16 protein-coding genes are annotated in these 17,724 nt (G+C 64.2%); 9 read left to right on the forward strand and 7 right to left on the reverse strand.

The genetic code is table 11. The annotated features are described in order from the left end of the window. Positions 1-4: 4 nt before the first annotated feature. Positions 5-823, reverse strand: a complete 819-nt coding sequence (proC, locus tag DFS21_RS06465; protein WP_111532002.1) for a pyrroline-5-carboxylate reductase — start codon at positions 821-823, stop codon at positions 5-7. 39 nt (positions 824-862) lie between these two features. Further along, positions 863-1,549, reverse strand: a complete 687-nt coding sequence (locus DFS21_RS06470) for a YggS family pyridoxal phosphate-dependent enzyme (protein WP_110697357.1) — start codon at positions 1,547-1,549, stop codon at positions 863-865. A 65-nt stretch (positions 1,550-1,614) separates the two neighbouring features. Between DFS21_RS06470 and DFS21_RS06475 the strand changes: the two genes are divergently transcribed. After that, positions 1,615-2,607 carry a type IV pilus twitching motility protein PilT gene (locus DFS21_RS06475; RefSeq protein WP_111532003.1) on the forward strand — a complete coding sequence of 331 codons (993 nt, stop codon included), beginning with the start codon at positions 1,615-1,617 and terminating at the stop codon, positions 2,605-2,607. Between the two features lie 49 nt (positions 2,608-2,656). On the opposite strand, the gene DFS21_RS06480 is transcribed toward DFS21_RS06475, so the two are convergent. After that, a complete protein-coding gene (locus DFS21_RS06480) occupies positions 2,657-3,304 on the reverse strand; it encodes a C40 family peptidase (RefSeq protein WP_111532004.1) in 648 nt (215 codons plus the stop codon). Between the two features lie 157 nt (positions 3,305-3,461). Between DFS21_RS06480 and DFS21_RS06485 the strand changes: the two genes are divergently transcribed. Further along, complete coding sequence (locus DFS21_RS06485) at positions 3,462-3,887, forward strand: TM2 domain-containing protein (RefSeq protein WP_102681780.1); 426 nt, start codon at positions 3,462-3,464, stop codon at positions 3,885-3,887. 39 nt (positions 3,888-3,926) lie between these two features. Here DFS21_RS06485 and DFS21_RS06490 read toward each other — a convergent pair whose 3' ends face one another. The 3 genes from DFS21_RS06490 to DFS21_RS06500 form a co-directional block, all read right to left on the reverse strand. Beyond that, entirely contained in the window at positions 3,927-4,628 is a 702-nt protein-coding gene (locus DFS21_RS06490; RefSeq protein ID WP_102681779.1) for an SPOR domain-containing protein, read from the reverse strand. 1 nt (position 4,629) lies between these two features. Further along, entirely contained in the window at positions 4,630-6,366 is a 1,737-nt protein-coding gene (gene argS / locus DFS21_RS06495) for an arginine--tRNA ligase (RefSeq protein WP_111532005.1), read from the reverse strand. Positions 6,367-6,499: 133 nt separating this feature from the next. Then, on the reverse strand, positions 6,500-8,719 hold the full coding sequence (locus DFS21_RS06500; RefSeq protein ID WP_111532006.1) for a primosomal protein N': 2,220 nt from the start codon (positions 8,717-8,719) through the stop codon (positions 6,500-6,502). Between the two features lie 169 nt (positions 8,720-8,888). Here DFS21_RS06500 and rpmE point away from each other — a divergent pair, with 169 nt between their 5' ends. The 3 genes from rpmE (at position 8,889) to DFS21_RS06515 (ending at position 11,376) form a co-directional block, all read left to right on the forward strand. Then, positions 8,889-9,104, forward strand: coding sequence for a 50S ribosomal protein L31 (rpmE, locus tag DFS21_RS06505; RefSeq protein ID WP_031315083.1), 216 nt, complete (start codon positions 8,889-8,891; stop codon positions 9,102-9,104). Between the two features lie 2 nt (positions 9,105-9,106). Then, entirely contained in the window at positions 9,107-9,928 is an 822-nt protein-coding gene (locus DFS21_RS06510) for a thermonuclease family protein (RefSeq protein WP_110697367.1), read from the forward strand. 179 nt (positions 9,929-10,107) lie between these two features. Next, a complete protein-coding gene (locus DFS21_RS06515) occupies positions 10,108-11,376 on the forward strand; it encodes a malic enzyme-like NAD(P)-binding protein (RefSeq protein WP_046853841.1) in 1,269 nt (422 codons plus the stop codon). 96 nt (positions 11,377-11,472) lie between these two features. Here the strand turns inward: DFS21_RS06515 and DFS21_RS06520 are convergent, their stop codons facing one another. After that, positions 11,473-13,932, reverse strand: a complete 2,460-nt coding sequence (locus DFS21_RS06520; protein ID WP_371926787.1) for a penicillin-binding protein 1A — start codon at positions 13,930-13,932, stop codon at positions 11,473-11,475. A gap of 169 nt (positions 13,933-14,101) precedes the next feature. Between DFS21_RS06520 and pilM the strand changes: the two genes are divergently transcribed. The 4 genes from pilM to DFS21_RS06540 are packed head-to-tail and all read left to right on the forward strand — an operon-like array spanning position 14,102 to position 17,724. After that, the gene (gene pilM, locus DFS21_RS06525; RefSeq protein WP_110697371.1) at positions 14,102-14,998 is read left to right on the forward strand and encodes a type IV pilus biogenesis protein PilM; all 897 of its coding nucleotides are present in this window, start codon (positions 14,102-14,104) and stop codon (positions 14,996-14,998) included. Continuing rightward, entirely contained in the window at positions 14,995-15,534 is a 540-nt protein-coding gene (locus tag DFS21_RS06530) for a PilN domain-containing protein (RefSeq protein WP_146230396.1), read from the forward strand. The genes pilM and DFS21_RS06530 overlap by 4 nt, the downstream gene beginning before the upstream one ends. After that, positions 15,531-16,544: a pilus assembly protein PilP gene (locus DFS21_RS06535; protein WP_110697375.1), complete on the forward strand. Its 1,014-nt coding sequence runs from the start codon at positions 15,531-15,533 to the stop codon at positions 16,542-16,544. The genes DFS21_RS06530 and DFS21_RS06535 overlap by 4 nt, the downstream gene beginning before the upstream one ends. Next, positions 16,501-17,724, forward strand: a complete 1,224-nt coding sequence (locus tag DFS21_RS06540) for a type IV pilus secretin PilQ (RefSeq protein WP_110697540.1) — start codon at positions 16,501-16,503, stop codon at positions 17,722-17,724. Before DFS21_RS06535 ends, DFS21_RS06540 begins: the two co-directional genes overlap by 44 nt.

The raw sequence follows: 17,724 nt of genomic DNA on the forward strand, positions 1-17,724 counted from the left end.
CTCCTTATTTGCCCAGTTTCTCGGCCAGCTCGGCCGAGCGCTTCGCCGCGGCCTGCAGGGCCTTTTCGACGATGGCCTCGAAGCCGTTGGCCTGGAACGATTTGATCGCCGCTTCCGTGGTGCCGGCCGGTGAGGTCACGCGCCGACGCAGCTCGGCGGCGTCGACGTCGCTGGAAACCGCCATGCGGGCGGCGCCCAGGGCGGTCTGCAGGGTCAGTTGCGAGGCGGTCTCGCGCGGCAGGCCGAGTTTTTCGCCGGCAGCGGTCATGGCTTCGATCAGCAGGAAGAAATACGCCGGGCCACTACCGGAGACGGCTGTGACGGCGTCCAGTTGTTGTTCGTGCTCCAGCCACAGGGCGGTGCCCACGGCTGACAGCAGCTGTTCGGCCTGGCAGCGTTGTTCCATGGAAACTTCCCGGGTTGCGTACAAGCCGCTGACACCCTGACGCAGCAGCGCCGGGGTGTTCGGCATGCAGCGCACCAGGGGGATCGCGCCCAGCCAGGCCTGCAGGCTGGCGCAGGTGATGCCGGCGGCAATGGAAACCACCAGCTGGCCCGGTTTCAGGTTCGGCTTCAGTGTTTCGCAGACCGCTTTCATGACTTGCGGTTTGACTGCCAGGACGATCACGTCCACGCCATCGATAGCCTTGGCGTTGTCTTCAAAGGCTTCGATGCCGTGCTCGGCAGTGATGCGTGCGCGGGTTTCGGCACCTGGGTCGCTGGCGCGAATCAGTGCGGTGTCCAGGCCCTGGGCGCGCAGGCCGCCGATCAGGCTGGCGGCCATGTTGCCGGCGCCGATAAAGGCAATACGAGTCTTGCTCATGTCGGGTCCTTGTGGGGGAAGAGTGAGTTAAGCATGGAATCAGGCCTGGCCGTAGTCGCGGGCGCCGAACAAGGCGGTACCGATGCGGACCCAGGTCGCGCCTTGGGCGATGGCGGCTTCCAGGTCATGGCTCATGCCCATGGACAGGGTGTCCAGGCCGAGGCCGAGCTGGGCCTGCAGTTCACGCAGCGTGGCGAAAGCGGCCTCTTGCTCGGCGCGGTCCTCGGTAGGTTCCGGGATCGCCATCAACCCGCGCAGGCGAAGGCCGGGCAGGACGTTCACGGCCTGGGCCAGGGCTGGCAGTTCGGCGGGCGAGCAACCGGACTTGCTGGCCTCGCCGCTGACATTCACCTGCAGGCAGATGTTCAGCGGTGGCAGCTCGGCGGGGCGCTGCTCCGAGAGGCGTTGGGCAATCTTCAGGCGATCCACGGAATGTACCCAGTCGAAGTGCTCGGCGATGGCCTTGGTCTTGTTCGACTGAATGGGGCCGATGAAGTGCCAGATCAAGGGCAGGTCGGAAAGCGCCTGTTGTTTTGTCAGGGCTTCCTGAAGGTAGTTCTCACCCATGTGGCACAGGCCAGCGGCATGAGCCTCGCGGATGGCGCTGGCGGGCTTGGTCTTGCTCACCGCCAGCAGCTGCACGCTGGCCGGGTCACGCCCGGCGGCCCGGGCCGCGCTGTCGATGCGGCGGGCAATGACGGAAATATTGTCTGCTAGGGTGGACATGGTTCGTCGCCGACGGCTTTGGGGTCTGCGGCATTCTACCTGCTTGATCGCCGTTGGGGAGTCTCATGGATGTGACCGACCTGCTGGGCCGGGCCGTGGCCGCGGGCGCCAGCGATCTGCACCTGGCCGTGGGCGAGCCGCCGTTGCTGCGCCTGGATGGCGAGCTGCAGCGCCTGGCGGTGCCGGTGCTGACCTGCGCAGCTCTGGAGCAGGGAATGGCCGGCCTGCTCGATGACCGGCAGCGGCAGCAATGGCTAAGCGGTGATGAACTGGACCTGGCGCTGAGCTTGCCCGGCGTGGGGCGGCTGCGCTTGAACCTGTTCCGCCAGCGCAATGGGCTGGGCGCAAGCGTGCGGCTGATCCCGGCGCGGGTTCCCAGCCTCGATGAACTTGAGCTGAACGATGTGTATCAAACCGTTGCGCAATGCCGGGATGGCCTGGTGCTGGTGGGCGGGCCGACGGGTAGCGGCAAGTCCAGCACCCTGGCGGCGCTGCTCGATCAGATCAATCGCGAACGCGCGTTACAGGTCATCACCCTTGAAGACCCTATCGAATTTATCCACAGCGGCCAGGCTTGCCTGGTCAACCAGCGGGAGATCGGCGTGCACAGCCGTGACTTCGCCCAAGGGCTGCGCAGTGCCCTGCGCCAGGACCCGGATGTGATCATGGTGGGTGAGTTGCGTGATCTGGAGAGTATCCGTCTGGCGTTGCGCGCGGCAGAAACCGGGCACCTGGTGCTGGCAACGGTGCACACCCGCTCGGCGGTGAGCAGCATCGACCGGCTGGTGGAGGTGTTCGCGGCCGACGAGAAGCCGCTGGTGCGCATGATGCTGGCCGAATCACTGCGCCTGGTGGTGGCTCAGGTGCTGGTCAGGCGGGTGGGCGGCGGCAGGGTCGCGGCACGGGAGGTGCTGATGGCGACGCCGGCGGTGCGCAACCTGATTCGCGAGGGGCGCATGGCACAGCTGCAGTCGGTGATGCAGGCGGGTGCGGCGCTGGGAATGCGGACGATGGAAGGGGCGATGCAGGCGCTCAGGCAGAAAGGGCTGGTTGATTAGCACTGCTGCCTGCTGGGGGCAATCGCGGAGCAAGTCCGCGATTGACGGTCTAGCGCTTGGCCAGGGCCAGCGTCTGCTGGTTTTTGGGCAGGACGCGCTTGGCGACCACGTAGTGCTTTTGCCAATAGGGTTTTTCCAGGCTGTCGATACTCACCCGCTTGCCAGTGCGTGGCGCGTGGATGAAGCGATCGTTGCCCAGGTAGATGGCGACGTGATTGACCCGGCGACTCTTGATGTTGAAGAAGATCAGGTCGCCCGGCTTGAGATCGCTCTTGGCCACCTTGACGCCCTGGCCCTGAGCCATCGCGTTGGAGGTGCGCGGCAGGTCGACATCGGCCACATCGTTGAACGCGTACTTGACCAGGCCGCTGCAATCGAAGCCCTTCTTCGGGCTGCTGCCGCCCCAGCGATAGGGCGTACCCAGTACGTTCACGGCGCGGCTGAGCACTTCGCTGCTCTGTTTGGGTGACATGGCCATGGCCTGCATGCCCACAGCGTGTTGCTGCTTGGCGGCGTTGGCCGGGCGAGCGCGCACGGAACTGCTGCGATACTGGATCGGGGTGCGTTTCACCGTGGCATCGGCGTTGGTCGTATAGCCGGTGAATCCGCTGGGAAGTCGTTGCTCACGGTTGGTGGCGTGGGCGGCCAGGGGTAACAAAAGGCAGAGGGTCAGCCATGTCTTGATAAAAGGTGGCATAGATGAAGCTCTTATAAGTGTTGGCGCGCAACTTTATAACAGCTTTTTGATCAGATTCTGATCCGTTGGTCGCTCAAGCACGTACCATATGTCGGGTCAAAACGAAAAAGTCACATTTTTCCTTAGAAAATTTTCGGCTATCCCACGAGGGCTTCGAATGAATGGTTATCAACAGGGTGCCCCCTCGCACGACACCCATAGCAAGGTTCTCGGCTACCTGCTGTGGATCTTCGGCTTCACCGGCTCGCACCGCTTCTACTACGGCAAGCCGATCACCGGAACCCTCTGGTTCTTCACTCTAGGCCTGCTGGGCATCGGCTGGCTGATCGACCTGTTCCTGATCCCGTCGATGGACCGTGAGGCCGACATGCGTTTCGAGTCGGGCGGCGTGGACTACAACCTGGCGTGGATACTCCTGACCTTCCTCGGCATCTTCGGCGTGCATCGGCTGTATCAGGGTAAGTGGATCAGCGCGCTGATCTACCTGTTCACCGGCGGGTTGTTCCTGTTGGGCGTGCTGTATGACTTCTGGACGCTCAACAGCCAGATTTCCCAGGTCAACGCCGAGCGTCGCCGGGTATGAAAAAAGGCCTTGTCGCTACGAGCGGCAAGGCCTTTTTCATTACTGACGCCGCTGTTGCAGCAGCAGGTTGCTGAAACCTGCCCCGGCCAGTTGTTTCTGCGCCACGGTCAACTGTTCGCGGTTGCTGAACGGGCCGACCATCACGCGGTACCAGGTCTCTTCCTTCACCGTGCCTGACTCAACCTTGACCGCCTGGCCAAGCAGGATGATCTGCGCACGGACCTTGTCGGCATCGGCCTGCTTGCGGAACGATCCGGCCTGCAGGAAGAACTGGGTCGTGGCCGCTGGCTTGATCACCGGTGGTGCCGGTGGCGGTGTCTGGCCCAGCAGGGCGGCCTGGGCGCGGGCGGTATCGATCTTCGCCGCTTCCGCAGGGGTGACCGGCGTGCTTGGCACGGGCGGTTGTGCCGGCACCGGCGGGGTTTTCTCCGGCACGGCCTCGGGCGGCACGATCACTTCCGACTCCGGCAGCAGGGTGTAGAAGTCATACTTCGGCTTCACTGGTTGCTGGGGCGTCGGTGTGGTGGTCTTGCTCGCTTCGGCGACCTTCTCCTGCTTATGTTGCTCGGGCTTGGTGCGCTTGATATCAGCGCCACCGGGCTCGAGTTTCATCAGGAAGACGATGAACGCCCCCACGGTCAGGCCGACCGCCAGCCACACCCAGCCGGGGATCGGTTGCTTGGCGGGTGGCTGGTGGCGGCTGGCGCCGCGCTTGGGCGCGGGCTTTTTCTTTGCAGCCAACTTACATGCGCTCCAGGGTTTCCAGGCCAAGCAGCTCCAGGCCCTGTTTGAGGGTGCGACCGGTCAGGGCAGCCAGGCGCAGGCGGCTTTGCTGTTGTTCGGCGGTTTCGGCGGAAAGGATCGGGCAGTTCTCGTAGAAACTGGAGAACAGGCCGGCGAGGTCGTACAGGTAGGTGCACAGCACGTGAGGCGTGCCTTTTTCAGCGACGTTATTGAGGATCTCGCCGAACTGCGCCAGGCGCGCGGCCAGGTCCTGCTCGTGCGCCGCCTGCAGGACGATGCTGCCCTCGACTTCGTCGAAGCCTTTGCCGAGCTTGCGGAACACGCCGGCCACGCGGGTGTAGGCGTACAGCAGGTACGGCGCAGTGTTGCCCTCGAAGTTCAACATCAGTTCGAAGTTGAAGCTGTAGTCGCTGGTGCGATGTTTGGACAGGTCGGCGTACTTGACCGCGCCGATGCCGACCACTTCACCGATGTGGCGCAGCTCGTCCTCGGCCAGCGACGGGTTCTTCTCCTTGACCAGCGCATAGGCGCGTTCCTTGGCCTCGGTGAGCAGGTCGATCAGCTTGACGGTGCCGCCATCGCGGGTCTTGAACGGGCGGCCATCGGCGCCGTTCATGGTGCCGAAGCCCATGTGCTCCATCTTCATCGGGTGGCCGACAAAACCTGCGCGGCGGGCCACTTCGAACACCTGGTTGAAGTGCAGGGCCTGGCGCTGGTCGACAAAGTACAGCGCACGGTCGGCCTGCAGCTTGTTGCTGCGGTAACGCACGGCGGCCAGGTCGGTGGTGGCGTACAGATAGCCGCCATCGGCCTTCTGCACGATCACCGGCAATGGCTCGCCCTCGGCGTTCTTGAATTCCTCGAGGAACACGCACTGGGCACCCTGGTCCTCGACCAGCAGACCCTTGGCCTTGAGGTCGGCGACCACGTTGGCCAGGTCGTCGTTGTAGGCGCTCTCACCCATCACGTCGGCCATGGTCAGCTTGACGTTGAGCAATTCGTAGGTCTTCTGGCAGTGCGACAGGGAGATGTCCTTGAAGCGCGTCCACAGCGCCAGGCACTCGGGATCACCGGCCTGCAGCTTGACCACCAGCCCGCGGGCGCGGGTGGCGAACTCTTCGGACTCGTCGAAGCGTTTCTTCGCCGCACGGTAGAAGTTCTCCAGATCCGACAGCTCGTCACTGGTGATCGGGTTTTCCTGGAGGTAGGCCATGAGCATGCCGAACTGGGTACCCCAGTCACCCACGTGGTTCTGGCGGATGACGTCGTCACCGAGGAACTCCAGTACCCGTGCAACGCTGTCGCCGATGATGGTCGAACGCAGGTGGCCGACGTGCATCTCCTTCGCCAGGTTCGGTGCGGACATGTCGATCACCACCTTTTCCGCCGGGCCGGCCTTGCGCACGCCCAGATGGCCATCGGCCAGGGCAGCGTCGAGGCGGCCTGCCAGCGCTTCGGTGTTCTGGAAGAAATTGAGGAAGCCGGGGCCGGCGATCTCGACTTTAGTGATATCGGCGCTGGCCGGCAGGGCGGCGATGATCTTCTCGGCCAGGTCGCGGGGCTTCATTCCGGCCGGTTTGGCCAACATCATGGCGATGTTGCTGGCGAAATCACCGTGGGTCTTGTCCCGGGCGTTTTCCACCTGGATCGCCGGCGTCAGCCCTTCAGGCAGCACACCGTCGGCGACGAGTTGGGTGAGGGCTTGCTGGATCAGCTGGCGAATGGTGTCTTTCATGGGGTTCTCTTTTCGACCGCAAGCGCGGTGGAGCGCTTCGATGCGCAGGTGGAAAAACTGGGCATTATCCGTTGCCGGGGGCGGGTTGCCAACCTTTTGGGGCGAGCCCGCTCCTACGCCAAACCTCAAACAGTCAGTAAAGGTCGACCGGATCGACGTCCAGCGACCAGCGCACTTGCCGCCCCGATGGCATCTGCTCCAACACTAGCAACCAGGCACTGATCAGTCGATGCAGGGGGGCACGGGCATTGGCTTGGAGCAATAGTTGCGCACGGAATCTGCCCGCCCGTCGCTCCATGGGGGCCGGCACCGGGCCGAGCAACTCGATGCCGTGCAGGCCCTGCTCGGCAAGTATGCGCTCGGCAGCGGCGCAGGCTTCGTCAAGGAAGCCTTCCGCCTGGCCCGGCTTGTGCGCGTCGGCGCGCAGCAGTGCCAGGTGGGCGAACGGCGGCAGTCCGGCCGCACGGCGCTCGCTCAAGGCCTGTTCGGCAAAGGCGAAGTAGCCCTGTTCGGTCAACTGCACCAGTAACGGGTGGTCTGCCAGGTGGGTCTGCACGATGACTTTGCCCGGTTCCTCGGCGCGCCCGGCCCTGCCGGCCACCTGGACGATCAGCTGGGCCATGTGTTCGCCGGCGCGAAAGTCGCCGGAGAACAGCCCGCCGTCGGCATCGAGGATCGCGACCAGGGTGACGCGAGGGAAATGATGCCCCTTGGCCAGCATCTGGGTGCCGACCAGGATGCTCGGCTGACCACGCTGGATAGTGGCGAACAGGTTGTGCATGGCGTCCTTGCGCGAGGTGCTGTCGCGGTCCACGCGCAGGATCGGGTAATCCGGGAACAGCACCTTCAGACGCTCCTCGGCACGCTCGGTACCGGCGCCCACGGGACGCAGGTCGACGTGGGCGCATTGCGGGCACTGCAGCGGCAGGCGCTCGTCGTAGCCGCAATGGTGGCAGCGCAGCACGGCGGAGCGCTGGTGCACGGTCATGCGCGCATCGCAACGTGGGCATTCGGAGAGCCAGCCGCAGTCGTGGCACAGCAATGTGGGGGCGAAGCCGCGGCGGTTGAGGAACACCAGCACCTGCTGGCCGGCCTCGAGTGTCTGGCGGATGGCCTGCTGCAACGGGCCGCTGATGCCGCTGTCCAGTGGCAGGCTGCGTACGTCCAGGCGCAGGAAGCGGGGCGCCTTGGCGCCGCCGGCGCGCTGGTTCATGCGCAGCAGGCCGTAGCGGCCACTGTGGGCGTTGTGCAGGCTTTCCAGCGACGGTGTGGCCGAGCCCAGCAGGATCGGGATGTTCTCCTGGTGCGCACGCACCACGGCCAGGTCGCGGGCGTGGTAGCGCAGGCCTTCCTGCTGTTTATAGGAGCCGTCGTGCTCTTCGTCGATGATGATCAGGCCTGGGTTCTTCATCGGGGTGAACAGCGCCGAACGGGTGCCGATGATGATGTCCGCATCGCCATCACGTGCCGCCAGCCAGGCGTCCAGGCGCTCGCGATCGCCCACCGCAGAATGCAGCAGGGCGATGCGCGCGTTGAAGCGCTGCTCGAAGCGTTGCAGGGTCTGCGGGCCGAGATTGATCTCGGGGATCAGGATCAGGGCCTGCTTGCCGGCCTCGAGCGTTTCGCGGATCAGCTGCAGGTAGACCTCGGTCTTGCCGCTACCGGTGACGCCGGCCAACAGGTAGGCATGGAAGGCACCGAAGCCCGAGCGCACAGCCTCGAAAGCAGCGCGCTGTTCTTCGTTGAGCGGTAGTTCCGGTTGGGCCAGCCAGTGCTCGTGGCGCGCGGCCGGCAGGTGGCGGCGTACTTCGACTTCCACCATCTCCTTGGCCAGCAGCAGGTCGAGGCTGTCTTTGTTCAGGCCAAGCTTGCTCAACAGGCTGTGGGCCACGCCGTGGGGGTGCTGCGACAGGGTCTTGAGGGCGTCGCGCTGGCGCGGGGCACGGGCGATGCGGGGGTCTTCCAGGCGCGCACCGGGCGCGACATGCCAGAAGCGTTCCTGGCGTGCCTCGGCCGGTTCGCCCTGGCGCAGCAGCGTCGGTAGGGCCCAGTTGAGGGTGTCGCCCAGGCTGTGCTGGTAGTACTGGGCCGTCCACAGGCACAGCTTGAACAATGCCGGCGGCAGGGGTGAGACAGGGTCGAGCAGGGCGCTGGCTGGCTTGAGCTTGTCGGCAGGCACTTCGCTGTGCTCGGCGACTTCTACCAGCACCCCGATCATCTCGCGGCGGCCGAACGGCACGCGGATGCGCATGCCGGGCGTCAATGCCTGGCGCGCCATGCTCGCGGGCGCCCGGTAGTCGAACAGGCGACGCAGGGGCGAGGGCAGGGCAAGGCGCAGAATGACGTCGGACACGCGGAAGGTCTCTGGAGGGCGTTTCACAAATCAGGCGAGCCTAGCAGACGACGGTCGGTGCAAGCGACAACTTGCGCTACGGCCGCTCTCTGGTATTATTCGCCGCCTAATTACGTGCGGTATTCAACAATAGGTGTTGGGTGGCGGCACGCAGCTCGAGGAAGTGACCATGAAAGCAGATATTCATCCGAACTACGAAGTAGTTGCAGTCACCTGCAGCTGCGGCAACAAGTTTGAAACTCGTTCGACCATGGGCAGCGTCCTGGCGATCGACGTTTGCAACCTGTGCCACCCGTTCTACACCGGTAAGCAGAAAGTCCTGGACACCGGCGGCCGCGTACAGAAGTTCGCCGATCGCTTCGGCATGTTCGGTGCCAAGAAGTAATCATGCACATGGCGAAGCCTTCGGGGTTCGCGTTGTTGCAAAAGAAGGCGCCCCTTGTGGGCGCCTTTTTTGTGGCCGCGATCTGGCATTTCCCGGCCCTGGCCTTCTGCCCGATGCCCGACAAGGTGCAAGCGGTGGCGGTACGTCACGTGGTCGATGGCGACACCTTGCGCCTGAGCGATGGGCGCAGCGTGCGGTTGATCGGTATCAATGCCCCCGAAATCGGCCGCAAGGGGCGCTCCAGCGAACCTTATGCCGAGGCTGCCAAAAAGCGCCTGCAGGCGCTGGTGAAGGCCAGCGATGGCCGTGTCGGGCTGGTTCCGGGCGTCGAACCCAAGGACAAGTACGGCCGTATCCTGGCGCATATCTATGGCCGCACTGGCAACAATCTGGAAGCACAACTGCTCAGCGAGGGCCTGGGCTACCAGGTGGCCATTGCACCCAACGTGCAACTGTCGGGCTGCCAGCAGCAGGCCGAGCATCAGGCACGCCACGCCAGGGCAGGGCTGTGGAGACAATCACCGGTCACGCCTGGGCGCGAGGTGCGGCAATCCGGATTCGCAGTGATCGGCGGCAGGATCAACGGGATCGAGCGTAATCGCAGCGGCATCTGGCTGGAGCTTGACGAGAACGTGGTCCTGCAGGTTCCCGCTCGTCTGCAGCGCCACTTCCCCGCCAGCTTCTTCGCTAACCTCAAGGGACGCCAGGTTGAGGCGCGTGGCTGGGTGCTGGATCGTTCCCGCAAGGGCGGGCTCAAGCCTGGGCAGCGACGCTGGCTGTTGCCATTGACCGATCCGAGCATGTTGGCGCTTGTTTCTGGCTAAATAGTTGTAGACATTTTGCTATTGGATTGTACACACTGGCTCCCGTAAGCCCCGTGGGTTATAGCGTAAAGTCGTAGGCCAAAGGCCTTGACACATAGTGACCGGGCAGTCTTGTCGCCCCCCGGCTCTTTGCGTATCCTCGGCGGTCCGTCAGAACAGTAAATAGCGGAATGCCCATCATGTCAGACCTGAAAACCGCCGCTCTCGAATACCACGCTCAGCCTCGTCCGGGGAAACTGAGCGTCGAGCTCTCCAAGCCAACCGCCACCGCCCGTGACCTCGCCCTGGCCTACAGCCCGGGTGTCGCCGAGCCTGTGCGCGAGATCGGCCGTGATCCTGAGCTGGCCTACAAGTACACCGGCAAGGGCAACCTGGTTGCGGTGATCTCCGATGGCACCGCCATCCTCGGTCTGGGTGATCTCGGCCCGCTGGCCTCCAAGCCGGTCATGGAAGGCAAGGGTGTTCTGTTCAAGCGTTTCGCCGGTATCGACGTGTTCGATATCGAAGTCGAGTCGGAGAGCCCGCAAGCCTTCATCGACACCGTTCGCCGCATCTCCATCACCTTCGGCGGCATCAACCTGGAAGACATCAAGGCACCTGAGTGCTTCGAGATCGAGCGCACGCTGATCGAGCAGTGCGACATTCCGGTCTTCCACGATGACCAGCACGGCACCGCGATCGTTACCGCGGCCGGCATGATCAACGCCCTGGAAATCGCCGGCAAGAAGCTCGAAGACGCCAAGATCGTCTGCCTGGGCGCCGGTGCCGCGGCCATCTCCTGCATGAAACTGCTGGTGAGCATGGGTGCCAAGGTCGAGAACATCTTCATGATCGACCGCAGCGGCGTGATCCACGCTGGCCGCGACGACCTGAACCAGTACAAGGCCCAGTTCGCCCACGCCACCGACAAGCGCACCCTGGCTGACGCCCTGGACGGCGCAGACGTGTTCGTCGGCTTGTCCGGCCCGAACCTGCTGAGCGCCGAAGGCCTGAAGTCGATGGCCGCCAACCCGATCGTGTTCGCCTGCTCGAACCCGGACCCGGAAATCGCCCCGGAGCTGGCTCACGCCACCCGCAGCGACGTGATCATGGCCACCGGTCGTTCCGACTATCCGAACCAGGTCAACAACGTACTGGGCTTCCCGTTCATTTTCCGTGGTGCCCTGGACGTTCGCGCCAAGCGCATCAACGAAGAGATGAAGATCGCTGCCGCCATCGCCCTGAAGGACCTGGCCAAGCTGCCGGTGCCGAAGGAAGTCTGCGAAGCCTATGGCGTGCAAGCCCTGGAGTTCGGCCGTGAGTACATCATTCCGAAGCCGCTGGACGCTCGCCTGATCACCGTGGTTTCCGATGCCGTGGCCAAGGCCGCCATCGAGTCGGGTGTGGCTACCCTGCCGTATCCGAAGCACTACCCGCTCAAGAGCGTGGATGACGTGTTCAACGGCTAAAGCAGAACGCAAAAAAGAACCGGCTCATATGAGCCGGTTTTTTTTGCTTCGAGTTTTAAGCTTCAAGCGACAGGGCGGCGCCCATCAGCTTGCAGCTTAAAAGAGATCCATCGGCGCTGCTTCATCTGCCGGCAGCGGGCTGCCCGGAGCTGCGCCGTTGCCCAGTTCGTCCGCCGATGGTGGCGAGTCCTCGGCCTTGAACAGTTCGAAGTAGGCGTTCGGCGTGCTCGGCGTGGCGGCGCGGCCGCTGATCGGGTCGACGCGCAGGCTGAGGATGCCTTCGGGCTCGGCTGGCGGGTGCTCGGGCATGCCCTTGAGCGCTGCGCCCATGAAGCTCATCCAGATCGGCAGGGCCACGGTGCCACCGTATTCGCGGCGCCCCAGGGTTTCCGGCTGGTCGAAGCCGACCCACACGGTAGTGACATAGTCAGCGTTGTAGCCGGAGAACCAGGCGTCCTTGGACTCGTTGGTGGTGCCGGTCTTGCCCGCCAGGTCCGAGCGGCCGAGGGCCAGGGCGCGGCGGCCGGTACCACGTTTGATCACGTCCTGCAGCATGGAGGTGAGAATGTACGAGGTGCGCCCGTCGATGATCTGCTCGGCAACGGCGGGCGTCTGGGGCATTTGGGGGGGCGGGGTGACCTGACCTGCGGCCGACGGCGCTTCGCCCGGCATCGGTGCTACGCTGATGGCTTGCTCGGGCGCCGCCAGACCGGCCTGGTCCTGGTCGCCTTGCGGCACGCGTGGCGGGTTGGCGGTGAACAGGGTTTCGCCGTTGCGGCTCTCGACACGCTCGATCAGGTACGGGCTGATCTTGTAGCCGCCGTTGGCGAAGGTGCTCCAGCCGGTGGCGATCTCCATCGGTGTTAGTGTCGCGGTGCCCAGTGCCAGTGACAGGTTGCGCGGCAGGTCCTGTTTGTTGAAGCCGAACTTGGCGATGTAGTCGATGGTGCGATCAACGCCCATCGCCTGCAACAGGCGGATCGATACGAGGTTGCGCGACTTGTACAGCGCTTCGCGCATGCGGATCGGGCCGAGGAAGGTGTTGGTGTCGTTCTTCGGGCGCCAGACCTTGTCCAGGTACTCGTCGACGAACACGATGGGAGCATCGTTGACCAGGCTGGCGGCGGTGTAGCCGTTGTCCAGGGCTGCGCTATAGACGAAAGGCTTGAAGCTCGAGCCTGGCTGGCGCTTGGCCTGCATGGCGCGGTTGTAGTTGCTCTGCTCGAAGGAGAAACCGCCGACCAGGGCACGGATGGCGCCGTTGTAAGGGTCGAGGGTGACCAGTGCGCTCTGGGCGGCAGGAACCTGGCTGAACTTGAGCTTGCCATCCTCCTGGCGTTGCAGGCGCACCAGGTCGCCGACCTGGGCCACGTCGGCTGCTGATTGCGGCGAGCGCCCCTGCGAGTTGCTGTTGAGGTAAGGGCGGGCCCATTTCATGGTGTCCCAGGCGACGTTTTCCTCCAGGCCGCCACGGGTCATCACCTTCAACCCGGTCTTCTCGACCTGGGTGACGATGGCGGGCTCCAGGCCGCCCAGGGTACGTTGCTTGCTCAGCTCCTGCAGCCAGGCCGCACGCGTCTTGCCAGGGAAGCGCGCCTCGGGGCCGCGGTAGCCGTGGCGTTCGTCGTACTCGCTGAGGCCGTTGAGGACCGCGCTGTTGGCCATCTGCTGCATGTCGCTTGGCACCGTGGTGGTGACCCGGAAGCCTTCGGTATAGGCGTCGCTGCCGTAGCGACCGACCATCTCGGCGCGGGCCATCTCGGCGACGTACGGCGCATTCACTTCCGGGGTCGGTACGTGGTAGCTGGCATTCAGCGGTTCAGCCAGGGCGGCCTGGTAGCTGGCTTCGTCGATCTTGCCGAGTTTGTACATGCGCCCGAGGATCCAGTCGCGGCGCTCCTTGGCGCGTACCGGGTTGGCCAGCGGGTTGAAGCGCGAAGGAGCCTTGGGCAGGCCGGCGATCATGGCCATCTGCGCCAGGCTGACGTCGCGAATCGACTTGCCGTAGTACACCTGTGCCGCGGCGTCGATGCCGTAGGCACGGTTGCCCAGGTAGATCTTGTTGACGTACAGCTCGAGAATTTCGTCCTTGGTCAATTCCCGCTCGATCTGCAGGGCCAGGAGAATCTCGTTGGTCTTGCGCGAGAAGCTGCGTTCGCTGGTGAGGAAGAAGTTCTTCGCCACCTGCATGGTGATGGTGCTGCCGCCGCTCTGGATATGCCCGGACTTGACCAGCTGCGAGGCCGCGCGCATCAGGCTGCTAGGGTCGACGCCATAGTGGTTGAGGAAATTGTCGTCCTCAGCGGACAGAAGCGCCTGGATGAACTGTGGGGGAATTTCCTGGAACTTGATCGGCGAGCGCCGCATCTCGCCGAACTCGGCGATCAGCTTGCCGTCGCTGCTGTAGACCCTCAGGGGGATTTGCAACTGGACGCTTCTGAGCGCGTCGACCGAGGGCAGGCTGGGACTAAGATACAGAAACGCACCGCTCACACCGAGTACGAGCGCGCAGATGACGGCGACGAGAGACCACCAGAAGAACTTCAGCAGGCGTATCAAGGCTTTTGGGTGTCCAGGTTGAGAGTGGATTGCGCACAGGGCCGGCGGGCAGGAAAAACGCTGGCCATTATAAGCATTTTTCGCCCCGCCGGGTGACCGCCCGGGGAGAGCGACGACCGCCTGCGCCGCAAGGGGGCGGGCAGCCAATGACCAGGAAGGAACAGCGATGCTTGGACGCTTTGGCAGGGACGCCGGTTCACTGCTGGGGGTGGAAATCGCCTCCGACGCCATACGAATGCTGCACCTGCGCCGCCAGCGTGGCGGTTGTCGGGTGGTGGGTTGGGCGCAAGAGCGCCTTGGTGGCGCGCTAGGCCGCTCACTGGGGCGCGACGAGGTGGAGTGCCTGGTCGCGGGGCTGCGACAGGCACATGCCAGGTGTCGGACTTCGCAGTCCCGGGTCGCCCTGGCGTTGCCTGCATCGCAGGTCATCTGCAAGGTTTGCCGCCTGCCTGCAGGGTTGCCCGGCCATGGCGTCGAAGCTGTCTTGCTTGCACAGGCCGAGCAGCTGTTTCCCTTTCCTGTGGAAGACCTTGCCCTGGATTTCCAGGTGTATGGCCCGTGCGCGGAGGATGCCGGGCAGGTCGAGGTGTTGGTGGTGGCCTGTAGGCAAAGTCAGCTCGACCCACTGGAGCGCTTGTTCGCGCAAGCCAGCCTGCAGTTGGTAGCTGTGGAGGTGGACAGCTTTGCGTTGCGACGGGCATTGGTGCCCGAGGCGCAGGCAAACGTCACGGCGCTGCTGCAGTTGGAGCCGGATGAGGTAGTCCTGCATCGTTGGCAGGGAGGCCACGTACCGCATCGGCAGCGCTGTGTCGTGCCCTCTGTGGCGCGTTGGGCCGAGGCTGTCGATGGGCTCTGGCAGTCGGGTGCCCAGGGTGCGTTGGAGCAAGTTGTGTTGTTCGGGTCCGCCGTCGATGAGGTTCGGGCGGCAGACCTGTCCGAGCGTCTGGGCGTGAAATGCCATGTCGGCCGCCCCGGCCCTCTGGCCGGCGAATTCGATGAAGCCATCGTGCCCGCTGCCGCCATGGCCTTGGCCTGTGGCTTGGCAATGGGAGGCCTGGCATGAAAGGACGACTGAATCTGATGCCCTGGCGCGAACAGCGCCGGGCAACCGTTGTGCGGCGATTCCAGATCGCCCTGGTCGCCACGTTGGTGGTGGCGCTGTGCGGGGTCATGTTGCTTGATCGAATGGCGCGGTCGCGTCTGGCCAGGCAGGCGCAGGTCGTCGCCACGCAGCAGGCGGCCGTTGAGCGGTTGGACGCTTCGCTGCGGCAGATCGATCAGTTGCGTGAAGCACGGGATGCGTTGTTGGCCCAGCAAGCAGCGGTGTCTGCGCTGGGCGCCGGGCGGACGCAGTTGCCCGGGCTGTTTCTCGCACTGGAGCAGGCAATGCCAGAAGGGGCGCGCTTGACCGAGGTGGGTGTGGAGGACGGACGTCTGCGCCTTGCCGGTTTGGCAGCCTCTGCTTCAGTGGTGGCCAGGCTTATGCGCGGCCTGGAGCAGGCAAAGATGGTGCGGGATCTGGAGCTTGTTCACCTGCGGCGTCATGGCCAGGGCGATGAATTCCTGCTGGCGGCGCGCTTGTTGGCGGGTGAGTCATGAACCGCCCGTGGACCCTGGATTGGCAGGGCCTGGCGGCTAGGTCTTGGTTGTTCCGGTGGATGGTGGCAGTAGGGCTGCTGTTTCTGGTGGCTTTTGCGGGTTATTTCGCCAGTCTGCGTGAGCCGCTCAATAGCCATGCCGAAGCAGTCCAGAGACAGTTGCAGCTACAGGGTGTTCTGGCGGATGGGGCGGGAAAACTTGTCGAACTGGAGCGAGCGCAGCAGGCTCTGGAACAAGCCAGGACTGGGCTGCAAGCGTTGCGCTGGCGACTGGCTGCGGGCGAGGGCATGAGTGAACTGCTCGACCAGTTGGCCTTGTCGGGCCATGAGCATGGCCTTTCGTTCGAACGCATCGAGGTAAACGAAGCGCTGCAGGCAGCAGGGTACCGTCTGCAGCCTCTGGATATCAGCGTGCACGGGCGCTACCCGGCGTTGCGCTTATGGCTTGAGCAGTGGCTACAGCAGTTGCGTTTGCTGAACGTGCCCCATCTCAGGTTGGCCTTGCAGGAAGAGGGCACAGGGGTGGTTGGCGCACGGTTGCTGATACATGCCTATCACCCAGGGGAAGAACTTCCCGTGCCGGCTGCCTTGGCGGATGAGCCTGCCCAGGCTGCTCAGTCGAAGGCCACGTTCGATCCATTTCAGGCCTGGTTGCCCGCCACACACGGTAAAGAGCTGCGGCATATTCCCTTGGCGCGATTGGAAATGGTCGGAAGCCTGTCCCAGTCAGGGCGCCGCCAGGCGTTGTTGCGTTCGGCGGGGCACGTGTATCGGGTCGGGCAAGGCGACCGGCTCGGGTTGGATGAGGGGGTCGTGGTGGCAATCGATGCCGATCGGCTCGAGGTCCGCGAGCAGATCTACCTTGGCGGGCGCTGGCAGGCGCGTCCCAGGTATCTGGTGCTTGTAGAACGTGAGCAAGGAGAGGTCAGGGATGAGGCCGAGACGATGGTTGAGCGGCGTGGTGTTGATGTTGAGCATCCTGGCGGTGCAGGCAGCGGAGCTTCAGGGTGAGCCGATGTCGCTCAACTTCCAGGATGTCGAGCTGCGCTCGGTGCTTAAGGTCATGGCCGAGCACGCCGGCGTCAACCTGGTTGCCAGTGATTCGGTGCAGGGACGGATAACCCTGCGCCTGGAGGACGTGCCCTGGGAGCAGGCGCTCGACCTGGTGCTGCGCAGCAAGGGGCTGGGTAGGCGCCAGGAGGGCAATGTGCTGCTGATCGCCCCCGTTGCGGAACTGGCCGGGCAGGCCCGGGGTATGGGCGAGGAGGTGTTGCTGGAGCCCTTGCGGCGTGAACTGATCCCGGTCTTTCATGCCAAGGCCGCCGAGTTGGCGGAGCTGTTGCTGGCGAGCCTGGCCGATGACGGCATTCTGACGGGGCGCGGCAGCCTCAGTGTGGATGCGCGGACCAACACGCTGGTGGTCACCCAGCCTGGCGAACGGCTTGCCGAGCTGCGCAGGCTGGTGACGCAACTGGATGTGCCGGTGCGCCAGGTCATGATCGAGGCGCGTATCGTCGAGGCCAGCGTCGATTACGAGAAGGTGCTGGGCGTGCGATGGGGTGGCCCGTTGTATGGGGGGGACAGGAGCCTGGGTAGCGACCTGTTCGTCGATCTCGGGGTCGAGCGGGCCAATGCCGGGCTCGGCGTGGGGTTGCTGCGCAGCGACATTCTGCTGGACTTGGAGCTCAGCGCCATGGAGAAGAGCGGCAATGGCGAGATCATCTCCCAGCCCAAGGTGGTCACGGCCGACAAGGAGACTGCGCGCATACTCAAGGGCACAGAAGTGCCGTACCAGGAGACCACGCGCAGTGGTGCCACCTCGATTTCCTTTCGCGAGGCCTCCCTGTCGCTGGAGGTGACGCCGCAGATCACCCCGGATGGCAAGGTAGTGATGGATGTGCGTGTGACCAAGGACGAGCCCGACTTCATCAATGCGCTGAACGATGTGCCGCCGATCCGCAGGAACGAGGTTACGGCGAAGGTCCGGGTGACCGATGGGCAGACCATTGTGATTGGCGGCGTGTACTCGACGTCGCAGAACAAAGTGGTCGACAAGGTGCCATTTTTCGGCGATCTGCCGTATGTTGGGCGGCTGTTTCGACGCGATGTATTACAAGAGAAAAAATCCGAGCTGCTGGTCTTCCTGACTCCGCGTATCATGAGTGACCAGGCGATTGCTGTGAGTCGTTGA

This window comes from Pseudomonas sp. 2848, assembly GCF_003253945.1.
Classification (GTDB): Bacteria; Pseudomonadota; Gammaproteobacteria; order Pseudomonadales; family Pseudomonadaceae; genus Aquipseudomonas.